The organism is Candidatus Poriferisodalis sp., assembly GCF_965237655.1.
GTDB lineage: Bacteria > Actinomycetota > Acidimicrobiia > Acidimicrobiales > Poriferisodalaceae > Poriferisodalis.
Genome location: NZ_CBDEGB010000001.1, coordinates 693,071 through 707,320, shown reverse-complemented (window position 1 = coordinate 707,320; position 14,250 = coordinate 693,071). Strand labels below are relative to the sequence as shown.

At 67.3% G+C, this 14,250-nt stretch carries 12 protein-coding genes and 1 tRNA gene; 2 read left to right on the top strand and 11 right to left on the bottom strand.

The window, feature by feature from the left end; translation table 11 throughout:
- Positions 1–41: 41 nt before the first annotated feature.
- Genes tilS through ACPXYO_RS03415 form a run of 4 tightly spaced genes read right to left on the bottom strand, consistent with a single transcriptional unit; the run spans position 42 to position 2,187 of the window.
- On the bottom strand, positions 42–974 hold the full coding sequence (tilS, locus tag ACPXYO_RS03430) for a tRNA lysidine(34) synthetase TilS (protein WP_423916659.1): 933 nt from the start codon (positions 972–974) through the stop codon (positions 42–44).
- Positions 958–1,326 (bottom strand): zinc-dependent metalloprotease, encoded by a 369-nt coding sequence (locus ACPXYO_RS03425; protein ID WP_423916658.1) that lies wholly within the window; start codon positions 1,324–1,326, stop codon positions 958–960. The genes tilS and ACPXYO_RS03425 overlap by 17 nt, the downstream gene beginning before the upstream one ends.
- The gene (locus tag ACPXYO_RS03420) at positions 1,313–2,044 is read right to left on the bottom strand and encodes a zinc-dependent metalloprotease (RefSeq protein ID WP_423916656.1); all 732 of its coding nucleotides are present in this window, start codon (positions 2,042–2,044) and stop codon (positions 1,313–1,315) included. Before ACPXYO_RS03420 ends, ACPXYO_RS03425 begins: the two co-directional genes overlap by 14 nt.
- Positions 2,045–2,052: 8 nt before the next feature.
- Positions 2,053–2,187, bottom strand: a complete 135-nt coding sequence (locus ACPXYO_RS03415) for a hypothetical protein (RefSeq protein ID WP_419551622.1) — start codon at positions 2,185–2,187, stop codon at positions 2,053–2,055.
- 78 nt (positions 2,188–2,265) lie between these two features.
- Between ACPXYO_RS03415 and ACPXYO_RS03410 the strand changes: the two genes are divergently transcribed.
- Positions 2,266–2,337: transfer RNA gene (locus tag ACPXYO_RS03410), tRNA-Thr, on the top strand.
- Between the two features lie 37 nt (positions 2,338–2,374).
- Here ACPXYO_RS03410 and ACPXYO_RS03405 read toward each other — a convergent pair.
- The 7 genes from ACPXYO_RS03405 to betC form a co-directional block, all read right to left on the bottom strand.
- Positions 2,375–3,658 carry a hypothetical protein gene (locus ACPXYO_RS03405; protein WP_423916654.1) on the bottom strand — a complete coding sequence of 428 codons (1,284 nt, stop codon included), beginning with the start codon at positions 3,656–3,658 and terminating at the stop codon, positions 2,375–2,377.
- Between the two features lie 10 nt (positions 3,659–3,668).
- On the bottom strand, positions 3,669–4,391 hold the full coding sequence (gene tmk / locus ACPXYO_RS03400) for a dTMP kinase (RefSeq protein WP_423916652.1): 723 nt from the start codon (positions 4,389–4,391) through the stop codon (positions 3,669–3,671).
- Entirely contained in the window at positions 4,388–5,842 is a 1,455-nt protein-coding gene (locus tag ACPXYO_RS03395) for an MFS transporter (protein ID WP_423916650.1), read from the bottom strand. The genes tmk and ACPXYO_RS03395 overlap by 4 nt, the downstream gene beginning before the upstream one ends.
- 85 nt (positions 5,843–5,927) lie before the next feature.
- Entirely contained in the window at positions 5,928–8,729 is a 2,802-nt protein-coding gene (topA, locus tag ACPXYO_RS03390) for a type I DNA topoisomerase (RefSeq protein WP_423916648.1), read from the bottom strand.
- A gap of 66 nt (positions 8,730–8,795) precedes the next feature.
- Positions 8,796–9,704 carry a DUF368 domain-containing protein gene (locus ACPXYO_RS03385; protein ID WP_423916647.1) on the bottom strand — a complete coding sequence of 303 codons (909 nt, stop codon included), beginning with the start codon at positions 9,702–9,704 and terminating at the stop codon, positions 8,796–8,798.
- Between the two features lie 101 nt (positions 9,705–9,805).
- On the bottom strand, positions 9,806–11,179 hold the full coding sequence (locus ACPXYO_RS03380; protein ID WP_423916646.1) for an ammonium transporter: 1,374 nt from the start codon (positions 11,177–11,179) through the stop codon (positions 9,806–9,808).
- 179 nt (positions 11,180–11,358) lie between these two features.
- Positions 11,359–12,882: a choline-sulfatase gene (betC, locus tag ACPXYO_RS03375; protein ID WP_423916644.1), complete on the bottom strand. Its 1,524-nt coding sequence runs from the start codon at positions 12,880–12,882 to the stop codon at positions 11,359–11,361.
- A 268-nt stretch (positions 12,883–13,150) separates the two neighbouring features.
- On the opposite strand from betC, the gene ACPXYO_RS03370 reads away from it, so the two are divergent.
- Positions 13,151–14,149 (top strand): glycine betaine ABC transporter substrate-binding protein, encoded by a 999-nt coding sequence (locus ACPXYO_RS03370; protein ID WP_423916643.1) that lies wholly within the window; start codon positions 13,151–13,153, stop codon positions 14,147–14,149.
- Positions 14,150–14,250: the final 101 nt, after the last annotated feature.

The following is a 14,250-nucleotide window of genomic DNA, read 5'->3' as shown; positions in this document are numbered from 1 at the left end:
GAGTCGAACCTACTGGTTTCGCGTTGCGGACGGCGGAAGGGTCACCCTTCCAGCCGGAGCTGGTCGGCTGATCGGGTCACCCGGCGGCCTCCTCCGACCTCGGTAGCCCGGTGGGTGTGCCGGGCCACCTCCAGCACCCGCTCGACGGTGGCGGCATCAGGTGGATGATCGGTGCGCAGCCATGCGCGGACGGCTCGCCGAGCCAGAGCCAACGGTGCGGTCCGTAGTTCGGCGGCGCTGGTGGGATCGATGTCGGCAGCCAGCAGATCGAGCAGGTCGGCGTCAGTGGCCGCCAGCCCGGCTGCACGCGCCAGTAATGGCACGACATCGCGGCCGGAGATGTCGCAGAGCAGCGGGATCAGCTCGTGGCGGACGCGGCTCCGCCAAAAGCGCGGGTCGGCATTGGAGGGATCCTGGATCGGCTCGTAGCCGGCGATCTCGCAGACCCGGTCGGTGTCCGCCCGTCGCAGCACCAGCAGCGGCCGGCGGTCGGCTCGCATGGCTGCGAGCGCATCGAGTGCTCCGCCGCGCAGCAACTGCAGCAGCACCGTCTCCGCCTGGTCGTCGGCGGTGTGGCCCACCAGCGCCTCGGGGCCGAGGGCGGCGTTGCGGGCTTCGCGAGCGCGCGCCTGCAGGTTCGCCCCCGCAGCGAGCCCGAGCCGCACGATTCTCAGCGAGGCACCGAGTTGGTCGCAGAGCGCCCCGACACGCTCCGCCTCCGCAGCCCCGTCGGCCCGGATGCCGTGATCGATATGGACAGCAGTGACAGCTGTGACGTCATTGCCGCTTCTCTGCGCGAACCGGCATGCCAGCACGAGCAAGGCGGCCGAGTCGGCACCACCCGACACCCCACAGACAAGCTCACGGCGCTCGATTTCGCCGAATGTGCAACGGTCGATCAGCTGATCGAGTTCTTCGGCCCCCGCAGCGGGCGCCGACGGTTCGCCGTCGCAGGCTTCAGGCTGCCGGGACACGCTCCAGCCACGCTGTCGGGTTGCGAATCTCCGTCATGGACGGCAGATGCTCAACGCGCTCCCAGATCCGGTTGACGGCCTTCGGTCCGCGTTCGCCTTCGATCGCGGCGATGAACTCCTCGCCCGCCCGGTACTGGGCGAGCTTGGCCTCGATACCAAGCAGGCGCTGGACCAGCCGGGCCATGCCGCGGGCGTTTCGGCGCCGGTGCTCCATCACGAGGGCGAATCGCTCGGCATCGGGAATGTGCCCGCGGGCGGCTCTGGCCATGGTCACGTCACCGTGTCCCTCGACGAGGCTCATCATGCCGCCGACCTGAGCGATCAGGCTGCGCTGTTGCTCAGTGGCGAACACCGCGGCCAACCCTCCCTTCGCCCAGAAGGTCCTGACCGCCGCGGCGCTGCGCGACCAGCGCGCGAAGGCCTTCGCGCAGTCGTTCGGGATCGGGCTGAGCCTCGTCGACAAGACCGTTCACGAGCTGCAAGAAGTGGGGGCGCAGCCACGGCACACCGGTGAACTGCGAACGGTGCGTCAGCTCGTGAAGCGCCAGCCAGAGTCGGAACTGCGCCGGGGGAAAGGCGTAACGCTTCTCGGTGACCAGGATGTTCGGACCGACGAAGTAGACCGTGTCGCCCGCTGTCTCCGCGGCGGTGCCGTTGCTTTCATCGTCGGAAGCCCACAGCAGGTCGTACTGGCCCAGCACCCGGCGGGACATCCAACCGAGCACCGAGCCCAGCTCAACGGCGCCCAGCGTGCGCGTCACCCGTGATGTCTCCGCCGGCTGATCGGGGGTAGCCGGGGCACCGAGCAGCGGCTGCAGCAGCCGCCGGAACGCTGCGATGTTGGCGTCAATCCATCCCGCCCGATCGATGATCTCAGCGTGAGCCTCGCCCGGCGTTTCCAAACCCGTCTCAATGGCGACCAGCTCGGCCGCAACCGGCACGAACCGGGCGAAGTCCGCACGCAGCGGCTCAGCCAGGTACGACTGGTACAGCGGCTCGGTGCCAGCGACCCGCACGGCGATGCGGCGCGCCAAATCCCAGTCGACGTACTCGTCGGCGGGAGCGCTCACTTGCCGGCTCAGCGCTTGGGGTAGCGCGGAGCAACCACCTTTTGCACATAGCCCGCAACCAGCTTGGCGACGGTCAGCACCGTCACGATGGTGAGCGGTACCGCCAACCAGTAGTGCCAGACCTGCGCAGCAAGTGCGTTCATAGCGCAGATATTAGTGGTCGGTTGCGCCGGAACCCCCTCGTGGGGCGCCACCGCCCGCTGGTACCGTGACCGCCGGTTGCCCGAGTAGCTCAGTGGCAGAGCGGCTCTCTCGTAAAGAGCAGGTCGTGGGTTCAATCCCCACCTCGGGCTCGTTCGCCGGCCGCAGCGTCCGATCAGCGGCGAGGTCTTACGGACTTGTCCGCCCGAGCCGGATGAACAGGCAGCTCAGCGTGAGTCGCTGGTTGGCGTTGAAACGCAACGCCTCTGCAGCATCGCCGACGGCTGCCAGCTGCTCCGCTGCGGTCTCCGCTGCCAACTTGGCATTGCGGGCCTCATCGCGAATCTGTGCCGAAAGCACTGCGAATCCCATCGTGAGCTCGTCGGTGCGCACTCGCCGCAGCTCGCGGCGGTGCCGCTCGTCAAGCGAGCTGCGGCCGAAGTTCGTCCCATACAGCTCGGCCCGCTCATCGGCGTCCGCACGTTCGGTCTGGTGGCGGGCTTCGAGTGGGGCCGCTGCCTGCTCGGTCGCCTCCAACGCTGTGTCGACGGCTGCCATCGCGGCAGATGCCGTGCCATCGAGCGAGCTGCGCATTCCCCGCCAGGTGTCGATCCTGGAAGCAGCGTCCGCATCGGAGGCAAGCAGGCGAGCTCGATCGATCGAGCCTCCGGCGGCGACCGCTGCGAAGTCGGCGCGGCTGTCATCGATGCCCTCGGCAACGAGCAGTGCTCGCAGGTCGGCTTCGCCCAGTGCCTCGAAGTCGATGCGGACGCAGCGGGATGCCAGGGTCTCCATCGGCCGGTTGATCTCCTCGGCGAGCAGCACGAACACGCACGACGGCGGCGGCTCCTCGACCGACTTGAGCAGGATGGGCGCGATCAGTGCGGCTCGGTCCACTTCAGGAAGCACGATGACTTTGAGCTCACCGGCTGCCGGGGCAACCGCTGCTGCACGCACTGCGTCGCGGGCCTGCTCGGCAGTCATCGCAGCGCCGACGCGGTCGAAGACCAGCAGGTCGGGATGCTGTTCGGCGAGGGCGAGACGCCGCTCTCGCTCGGGCGTTGCACTGCGCGCCGCGAGCAATTCGCCTGCGAACCGGCACGCCGCACTGCGCAGTCCCGCACCAGCGGGGCCCACGAACAGGTACGCCGGCAGGGGCGATTCGAGCGCCGACTGCAGACGGGAGACCGCAGCGGATTGCCCGACGATGCCGTCGAGCAGGTCGCCGACCGGGGGTTCGTCAGCCGGCGGTGTGTCGAACCGTGACTCGGCGACGGGGGCTGGAGGCGGGCTGGGGGCCGGAGTTCGCGCGGATTCGGTCGCGGGCTCCGGCAGCTCAGGTTGCTCCGCCGCTTCGTCGAGGGGGGGAGGCGGTTCCGGCAGCGCCGGCGGCGGGTCGTCGAAGTCGAAGAGCGACAGCGCGGCGGGCTCCGTCGTGCCCGGCTGATCGTCGCCGCCGGACGCTGAGGCCACGATGACCGGCCTAGTCCCGCATCGCAGGATGCCCAGTTACGGCCTCGATGACCCGCGCAGCAACATCATCGACGGTGCCGGTGGCGTCCACACGGACCCACCGCTCGGGTTCCGCCTCGCAGAGCTCCCGGTAGCTGCGCCACACACGCAGCGCGAACTCCAGCGCTTCACCCTCCAACCGGTCCGGCTCTCCGCCCGCGGGCTGGTCCGCGTGCGGACCAGCCTCCAGCAACGACATCTGCTCGCCCCCGATGCGATCAAGGTGGTGAACCCGACGATCGGAATCGACCAGCGGCACATCGAGCAGCACGACGACATCGGGAAGGATGACCTCGGGCAACTCGATTGATGCGCCCGCCGGCCGCCGAGAGGCGTAGTCGATCAGCCCACGCAGCTCGTCGAGTGGCAGGCCCCGGCCGTAGCCCTGGTAGGCCAGCGTCGAACCGTACGAGCGATCGGTGACGACGTCGCGGCCCGCTTCGAGTGCGGGAGCCACCACTGTGGCGATGTGCTGCGCCCGATCGGCGGCAAAGAGCAGTGCTTCGGTACGCGGCGCGGGGGCGCGGTCATCGGAATCATCGAGCAGCAACCCCCGCAGCGATGCGCCGAGCGGCGTTCCGCCGGGCTCTCGGGTGAGCACAGCGTCCCGTTCGGTTGCCAGTCGCTCGGCCTGAGTCGACTTGCCGCTGCCGTCGAAGCCCTCCAGCGCGACATAGCGACCGCGGGCGGTCATGACTCCTCCCCGACGCCGCCCGCCCTTTGCGGCGCCCGACGTCCCTCACCCCGGTGGCTGCGCAGCGAAAGACCGGCGAGCACGCCCGCCATCAGGATCAGCAGTGCTCCCAGCCACAGTGCCCCGCGCACACCGGGCAGCGCGAGCACAGCGTTGCCGAACGTGATCTGGTTGTCGAAGACGACATCGAACAGCCAGTTGAAGCCGTCGGACAAGAAGCCGCCGGCTGCCATGGAGATCAGCAGGCAAAAGCGCACCAGCGTGTACATGGCGGAAAACACCCGCCCGCGCAGCACTTCCTCCACGTTCTCGTGCAGCAACGTCAGGCCAGTCACATACACCGAGCCCGCCGCCAGCCCGAGCAGCAGCACACCCGCAAGTACCAGCAGCGTGATGGACACCGAGGCGGCGAACAGCAACGAGCCGCCGGCCACGAAAACCGACAGCACGAAGAGGCGGGCACGACCGGCGCCGGCGAAACGGGAGTGATGGCCGAAGCGATTCGCTGCACTCTGCAGCAGGGTGACCAGAGCAACCCCGCCGCCGACGCCGAGGCCCATCGCCACGAGAATCGAACTGAAGCCGGCACTGCCTGCGCCCAGCACCTCGTCGTTGTAGACGGCGCCCAGCGGCACCAGCATCCCCCCGCCGATCATGCCAGTGCCCAAGCCGACCAGCACGGCGCGCACCTGTGGGCTCAGGAAGATGAAATCCCAGCCTTCGCGCAGCTCGCGGAAACCCTGGCCCCAGTTGATGCGGCGGTCGCTGTCGCGCTTGCGATGCGCAGCAGTGATGTGCGGGGACAGCGGCAGCGTGGCAATGAGCGCCGCGGCCACCAGGAATGTGGCGGAGTCGATAACCAGCGACATCTCCACCTGGCCGATGTCGGTCCAGCCGAACACCGCGCCGAGCTTGGCCATGCCCGCGAAGGCGGCGGCACCGAGGGGGAACGTGCCATACGCGGCCACGAGCCCCAGCGAGTTGGCGGCCGTGAGGTGCTCGGTGGGCACGATGTTGGGAACGATGGCTTCCTTGGCCGGACTCCACAGCGAAGTTGCCAGCTCCAAGACCAGCGATGCCACCACCAGGCCCCACAGTCGGTCGATGAACGGGATTGTGAGCAAGACACTGGCGCGCACGATGTCGCATATCACCAGCAGCCGCTTGCGGTTGAAGCGGTCAACGATGATGCCCCCGGCCGATGCCAGGAAGAAGCCGGGAAGCACCCGCGCCGTGACTACAAGCGCGATCGCAGATCCGGGCTGGTCACCGCCGATTCGCCGCGCCACCTCAATGGTCGCCAGCAGCCCGATCCAGTCGCCGAATGAGCTGACCACCTGCGCGATCCACAAGCGCAGGAAGCCCGGCGCAGCGAACAGCCCCGATCCCGATGCAACGGGGCCGGACACATCCGAGCCGTCGAACGACGGGATCGAGTGATCCGAATTCATGACACTCAGCAGACTAGGAGCAAGGGTGCGCAGCCCTCTCGCCATGAGCTGCACGCGGCTTCGACGCCGGGGCGGGCGGGCGTCATCAATCGCTTGATGGAGGAGATTGCTTGCGTGGCGGGGCCTTCTTGCGGACAGCAGATTTCTTGGCAGCGGACTTCTTCGCACTCGCCTTCGTTGCCGCCCTCTTCTTGGCGCTGGATTTCTTCTTGGCTGGCTGCTTGCGTCGGGTTGCACGCTTGGTTGCCGGGCCTTTCGCGCGCCGCATCGTCAGAAGCTCGGTCGCGCGCTCGACGGTCAGCGTCTCAGCATCGTCGCCCTGCCTCAGCGACGCGTTGTACTCGCCGTCGGTCACATATGGTCCGAACCGACCGTCGCGCAGGGTGATCGCCTTGCCGCTGTCGGGGTCCTGACCGATCTCGCGGCCTGCATTCGCGGCTTGCTGGCCGCGCCGTCGGCGGGGCTGAGCCAGCAGCGCCAATGCTTCTTCCAGGGTCAGCGTGAAGAGCTGCTCCTCGGACTCAAGACTCCGGTTTTCTGCGTTCGTTCCGGAATCCGGGCCCTTGGTCAGGTACGGCCCGAAGCGGCCGTTGCGAACGACGATCTCTTCCCCGTCAGAGGGGTCAACTCCGACCGTGCGCGGCAGTGTCAGCAACTGCAGGGCATCTTCGAGCGTCAGCGTCTCGGGCGATTGGTGTCCCAGCAACGATGCCGTGCGAGGGCGCTCGTCGGTCTCGTCGGGCCGTCCCACTGAGACATAGGGGCCGAAGCGGCCGGGCCGCACGAGGATGTCGAGTCCGGAATCGGGGTCGGCGCCCAGCACCCGTTCGGTGGGCTCAGACAGCAATTCGAGTGCTCGCTCGATGGTGAGCTCGTCGGGGGCAAGGTCGTCGGGCAACGGCCGTGTCGCTTCGCCGCGCCGCAGGTACGGACCGAAACGTCCCACTCGGGCGATCACCGATTCACCGTCGGCATCGATGCCAATGGGGATGCTGTTGATCTCCGCCGGATCGATGTCCGCGAGCCGGTCATCGGACACCAGGTAGCGCAGACCGCGGGCGTCGGAGGGCGTCTTCGCATCTTGATCGCCGAAATAGAACTCAGTGAGCCACGGCTCGGCGTCGCGCTCGCCGCTCGCGATCTCGTCGAGGTCTTCCTCCATGCGGGCCGTCAGCGCGTAGTCGACCAGATGGTCGAAGTGCCGCTCCATCAGTCCCACTGTCGCGAAGGCAGTGAACGCCGGCACCAGCGACGACCCCTTCTTCCACACGTAGCCACGCGCCTGGATTGTCTCGATGATGCTGGCGTAGGTGCTCGGGCGGCCGACGCCGAGTTCCTCAAGTCGCCGCACCAGTGAGGCTTCGGTGAACCGGGTCGGCGGGTTTGTGCTGTGTTCGGCAGGCTCGACGGCCATCGCGGTAGCTGAACCGCCAGCGTCGAGGTCGGGCAGGATGCGCTCGGGCTCCTCGTCGGGACCCGCTGGTGGCGGCGCGTACACCAGCCGGAAACCGGGGCTGCGCACCACGGTGCCCGCGGCAGACAGCTCAAGGTCGTGCTGGCCGGTTGCCGATGAACCCGCTGAGAGTGCCGGTGCCAAGTCGCAGTTCGCCGTGCCAGCCAGCCGGATCGTGACGGTCTCGCCGGTGGCGTCGATCATCTGGCTGGCGATCGTTCGCTGCCAGACCAAGTCGTACACGCGAGCGGCGTCACCACCGAGATCGGTCACGCTGCCGGGCGCAGGCCAGTTCTCACCGGCTGGGCGGATCGCCTCGTGTGCCTCCTGGGCGTTCTTGACCTTGCGGGTGTAGATGCGCGGTTTCGGCGGCAGGTTCTCGGCCCCATAACGACCGGCCACGATGCGCCGTGCCGCGTCGAGCGCCTGATCCGACAGCGTGGTGCTGTCCGTTCGCATGTAGGTGATGCGGCCGTTCTCATACAACCGCTGGGCTGCTGCCATCGTGCGCGAGGCCGAGAAGCCCAGCCGAGCGCCCGCAGCCTGCTGCAGGGTCGAAGTGATGAACGGTGCTGGAGGCCGGCGACGGTACGGCTTGGACTCACGAGAGCTCACCGCGAACCGCGCGCCGGTCATGGCATCGGCGAGCGTTGCGGCGGCGCCGCCATCGAGCACGACGATTTCGCCCGAACGCAGCTCACCCTGCTGGTTGAAGTCACGCCCGGTCGCAATCCGTCGTGCGTTCAGCGAGATGAGCGTCGCATCGAACTGCTCCGCCCCGGCACCGCCCGCTGCGCGGAGCTCAGAATCGAGCGTGGCGGTGATGCTCCAGTACCCGGCGGCCCTGAACGCCATCCGCTCTCGCTCACGCTCGACGATGAGGCGGTTAGCCACGCTCTGCACCCGCCCAGCGGACAGCCGCGGTGCCACCTTGCGCCACAGCACCGGCGAGACCTCGTAGCCGTAGAGGCGGTCGAAGATGCGCCGGGCCTCCTGCGCGTCGACGAGCCGACGATCGAGATCTCGGGGATTGTCGATTGCCTCCCGGATGGCCGCGGCGGTGATCTCGTGGAACACCATGCGGTGCACCGGAATCTGCGGGTTGAGCACCTCGAGCAGATGCCAGGCGATGGCTTCGCCCTCGCGGTCCTCATCGGTGGCGAGATACAGCTGGTCCGCTGAGCGCAGCAGGGATTTCAGACGCCGCACCTGGTCGCGGGCCGTCACCACGTAGAGCGGCTTGAAGCCGTCGTCAGGATTGACTCCGAGCGTTGCCCACTGCTCGGATTTGTAGGCGGCGGGCACCTCGGAGGCATTGCGTGGCAGGTCACGGATGTGACCGACCGAGGACTCGACGACGTAGTCGTCGCCCAAGAAGCGCGAGATCGTGCGCGCCTTCGCGGGCGACTCGACAATGACAAGAGAAGTGGCCATGTGCATCCGGGGTGGGCGGAGCCGGACGGTAGCGGAACGATCCCGACTATCGGCGGCGAAGTGCCGTCACGCAGGCCTCTGGCGTGCACCGAAACGGTGCAGGCCCGCGGCAACGGCCGCAGCCACCGTAGCGACAACGATCGCGCTCAGGAGGTCTGACGCGGGCGGGGCGCCGAGCGCGGCATTGCCGAATCCCTCAGCGTTGGCATCACCGACCGGCCATGGCCACAGCACCCGCAGGGACCCGGCCATCAGGCCCATGAGGACCACTATCACGGCATCTCGCCACCGCTCCAGCACGTATTGCAGAAGGCGGGAAAACAGCCCGAGTCCCAGGGCGGCACCGAGTGCGAACAGCGCGACGGTCCCGAGTTCTCGCTCGGCCACCGCCTCGGTAATCGGGTCGTAGAGCCCCAACAGCAGCAGCACGAAGGCGCCGGAGATGCCGGGCAGGATCATGGCACAGATCGCCAGAGCGCCGGCTGCGATGATCGTCCCCGCAGCGGGATCGGTGACGCTGCCCGCCCGGACGCCCAGCAGCACGAACACCCCGACAGCGACGGCCACGAACACCACGACGAGCCCCGCTCGCCAGTGGCTCACTTGGTGCCTGGTGGTCACGACGGTCATGGCAACGAGTCCGAAGAACGCCGCCGACAGACCGACGGGCTGTTCATCGATTCCGAGCCGCACCAGCTCGACAAGCGCCAGAACCGCGATGGCGATGCCCGCTGCCAAGCTGGCCAAGAACAGCCACTCGGCTTGCCGGGCCATCCCGAGCGCAACGCGAATACGGCCTCGCAGCGCTTGGGCCGCAGCGGCGCTCAAGTGTGCGACCTGGCCGACCAGCCGGTCGTAGATCCCCAGCAGCAGCGCCACCGTGCCGCCCGACACGCCCGGCACGACATCCGCGGCACCCATCGCCAGCCCACGCGCCACGTTCGCGAGCGCATCCACTAGGACTCGGGATTGCATCGAGTTGAAGCTAGGCGCGGAAAGTCCCCGGGCCTAGACCCGGGGACTTCCGCTGACAGCAGAGCAGGTGGTCGCTGGGCGACTCAGCCCATGGTCGAGTGTCAGCCGCTCGATACCACGTCGTCCAGTGCCATTCCGGGGCCCCCGTGTTCGGAAACGTCGAGACCCACCATTTCCTCCTCTGCCGTCACTCGCAGGCCGATAGTGGCCCGCAGGACCCCGAACAGGATCATCGAGGTCACGATGACCCAGACGGCCACGATGACCACCATCAGGAACTGCACGATCAGCTGCTCGATGCCGCCGCCGTAGAATAGGCCGGCGTTCTCCCGACCCAGGAAGGCATCGTCGTACCGGGCGAACAGGCCGATGGCGAGCGTGCCCCACATGCCCGCAGCGCCATGGACGGCGAAGGCGCCGACGGGATCGTCGATCTTCAGCTTGCGGTCCACGAATCCGACCACGAGCACCACGATGAGACCTGCGACGAACCCGGTGATGATGGCGCCCCAGGGCGTCATCGTGCCGCAGCCGGCGGTGATGCCGACCAGGCCCGCCAGGGTGCCGTTTCCTGCCATGGGCACGTCAGGTTTCCCGGTGCGCAGCCAGTTCAGCGCCGTGGCCCCGATCGTGCCCGCGCATGCCGCCAGCACCGTGTTCAGTGCGACGAACATCACGAACTCGTCGGCAGCCAGCTCGGAACCGGGGTTGAAGCCGAACCAGCCGAACCACAGGATGAACACGCCCAAGATGGCGAGCGTCACGTTGTGGCCCGGAATGTTCCGCGACGTCCCGTCGGGGCCGTACTTGCCGATGCGAGGCCCGAGCATCCAGGCACCCACGAGGGCGGCCCAGCCGCCCACGCTGTGGACGATGGTGGAGCCGGCGAAGTCGCTGAACACGGCGTCGCCGATCGAGATGCTGGCGATGAGGCCACCGCCCCAGGTCCAGTGGACCACGATCGGGTAGATGATCGCCGTGACCACCAGGCTGAAGATGAGGTAGGTGCTGAACTTCGTGCGCTCGGCCATGGCGCCCGAGGCGATCGTGACCGCCGTGGCCGCGAAGACCGCTTGGAAGAAGAAGTCGGTCGAACCGGACAGGCCCTCGGAGATGTCGAACAGATCGATTCCCGACAGCGCGAACGCGCCCCAGCCGAACAGGTTGTTGCCGTCGCCGCCGTAGGCCAGCCCGTAGCCGACGAGGAAGAACGCCAGAATGCCGATGGATGCATCGGCAAGGTTCTTGGCCATGATGTTGGCCACGTTCTTCGTGCGCGTCAGTCCCGATTCGAGCATGGCGAATCCGGCCTGCATCAAGAACACCAGCACGCTGGCGATGAACACCCACAGGTTGTCCATGACGGCCTGCACCATCTCGGCGGACAGCGAGTCGTCCTGTGCGCCAGCTGGCCCGGCAAACAGGAGCAGGCCGCCGATGACACCCGCGACAGAAACAAGGATCTTGCGTTTCATGGTTGTCCCCTTGACACCTGGCTGACTTCGGCGAACCTAGGAAAGGCGTGTTGCGCGGGAGTCACCCCGTTGTGACCGCTCGATGCACAGTGCGGGTCGGCGCTGTTGCCGAGATGTTTCGGCTGCGTTGCGGGCCCTGCCAGCCGGCACCGCCAGCCCGTTGGGGAGTGCCTGTGGCGCTAGCTCTGCTCGTGGGGAAAGCGCAGCCGGGGGTCGGCTTCGGCCCAGTCCATGTGATCGCGGATGTAGGTGTTCGCGGGATCCGAGGGAGGCGAGAAGTCCCAGTCTTGCGGTGCCGCGGCGTGCACAATCCGCCGAGCGCGCTGGGATGCAAGCACCTCCGAGCGGATCGCCTCGGAGTCCCAGCGCTCTGCCACCTCCTGCGCGAACGACGCCGCCAGGTCGGACTCGTTCGGTGAACTATCGCCAGCTCCCTCGGCGGGATCGGCCAGGTTCCGATGCTCGGCCGGATCGGCCGAGATGTCATACAACTGCGGCGGATCGGTGTCGCAGTGGATGTACTTGTAGCGGCCGCGGCGGATCATGAACATGGGATGGGAGGTCAGCTCCCCCATGTACTCGCCGATGGTCTCATCGACCGGGTCGTGACCCCCGGTCGCCGCGGGCCACAGGCTGCGACCGTCGAGCGGAGCGCCGAGCTCAGCCGGCCGACCCCCTGCGATGTCCGCCAGCGTCGGCGCCAGATCCAGCAGGGAGCACACATTCGGCACAGCACCCTGGGTGATGTCGGGCCCGGCCATCACCAGCGGGACACGGGCGGACCGCTCCAAGAACGACATCTTGAACCATGCATCCCGGTCGCCGAGCATGTCGCCGTGATCGCTGGTGGCGATGACCACGGTGTCATCGGCACGGCCAGTCTCTTCTAACGCTCCCAGCAGCTCGCCCAGCCACCAATCGAAGTAGCTCGTGTTGGCGTAGTAGGCGTGGCGGGCAGCGCGGCACTGCTCTTGCGTCCAGCCGACGGTGTCGGCCTCGATGCCGGCACGGATGCGCACCGTGTGCGGGTCAAGCTCGGCAGGGGTCGGGCCAGGCAGATCGATCTCGTCGTGGTCGTAGAGGTTCCACCACTCGGGGCGCGCCACGTAGGGATCGTGCGGGTGGATGAAGGCCACAGCCAGGAAGAACGGGCGGTCATCAGCCTCGCGGGCCAGGTCGTACAGGCATCGGCGTGCGGCGAAACCCACTTCGGAGTCGTAGTCGATCTGGTAGGTGGCGAGCGCCTGGCCGGCCTCGGAGAGGCTGTCCATGTTGTGGTACCACTTGCCGATCCGTTCATCCGCGTTATCCCAGTTGGGAGTCCAGGCGAAGTTCGACGGGTAGATGTCAGTCGTCAGGCGCCGGCTGAAGCCGTGCAGCTGATCGGGGCCGACGAAGTGCATCTTCCCCGAGAGCACCGTCCGGTAGCCCGCCAGGTTCAGCCAGTGGGCCATGGTGGGCGCTGACGCACTCCATTCAGCCGCGTTGTCCCATGCGCCGATCGCCGACGCGCGCCTGCCGGTCATCATCGAATACCGCGAGGGTGCGCACAGCGGCGAATGGCAATACGCAGCATCGAACCGGACCCCCCGCGCTGCGAGCGAGTCCATCGAGGGCGTCTGGACGACAGGGTGGCCGTAGGTGCCGGTGAAGTGCGGCGCAAGCTGATCGGCCATGACAAGCAGGATGTTGGGAGTCATCATCGGACCGCACAGTACGCCCGCCTGTGCGGGGCCGAGCAACATGCTTCGCTTCCCGCTGTCTTCGGGTCGTGCGGTACGCGCGCATGTGCGCGGTACCGGCCCGTTTTCGGCGTGCTACGGTTTTCAAAACCGTCCAAATGGCCTGTTTTATCCGGAGAAGGCTGGGACAGCCGGACCCGCAGCAGGTCGAACGTCCACAAGCCGGCGCTGGTGACAGGCGCCAGCGAGGGGCAGTACTGACGGGCGGGGAACGAAACCGGGGGTGCCCATGTCCGAAGTACGCAAATCCGACGCACGAACGCGTCGGCATCGAAAGCTCGGCAGCTGGCAGTTGCTCATCGCATTGATTGCAGGTCTCGGGCTCTTCGCAGCTGCATGCACGGGCGGCGATGATCTTGGCTCGCAAGAGTCGATCACGCTGGCCGCGAATCCGTGGAACGGCTCGGCCCTGAACGTGGCAGTCGCCGCGCAGCTGCTCGAGAGCGAACTCGGCTACGACGTCGAGATCGTCGAGATCGACGAGAATGGCCAATGGGCGGCCATCAACACCGGCGATCTGAGCGCCTCGCTCGAAGTCTGGCCGTCGGGTCACGCACAGAACGTGATCGACTTCATCGACAACGCGGGTGCCAACGTGGACAACGCGGGTCTGCTCGGCCCGATCGGCAAGATCGGTTGGTTCATCCCGACCTACATGGTCGAGCGCCATCCGGAGCTGGCCACATGGGAAGGATTCGCCGATCCTGAGCTGGCCGGCTTGTTCGCCACCGCAGAGACCGGCGACCTGGGACAGTTCCTGGGCGGTGATCCCAGCTTCGTGCAGTACGACGAAGACATCATCAACAACCTGGGCCTGCCGCTGCAGGTTGTGTACGCCGGGTCCGAGGCCGCGATCTTGGCGGCTGTTGACGCCGCGTACAGCCGGGAGGATCCGATCCTGGTGTACCTGTGGACCCCGCACTCAGCGTTCAACAGCTACGACCTCACCAACGTGCTGTTGCCCACCTACAGCGACGACTGCTACGGCACGGCTGATGCCGGCGGTGTCGACTGCGACTACCCCGCCGATGTCCTGTTCAAGATCATCGATGCCAGCCTCGCTTCCAATGCCCCGTCAGCAGACAACTTCCTGCGAGCCATGAGCTACGACAGCGCCGACCAGATCGCGATGCTTGCCGCCGTCGAAGGCGAGGGCATGTCGGTTGATGACGCCGCTGCGCAGTGGATCGCAGACAACGAGGCAACCTGGAGCGCCTGGCTCCAATAGCCGGGCAGCGCACAGGTTGCAGCCCGACGCTGACCCGTCGGCGTCGGCCCACCGGCGCCGGCGCCGGCGGGGCTCGTCTGGCATCTCACAGTTCTGTGCAT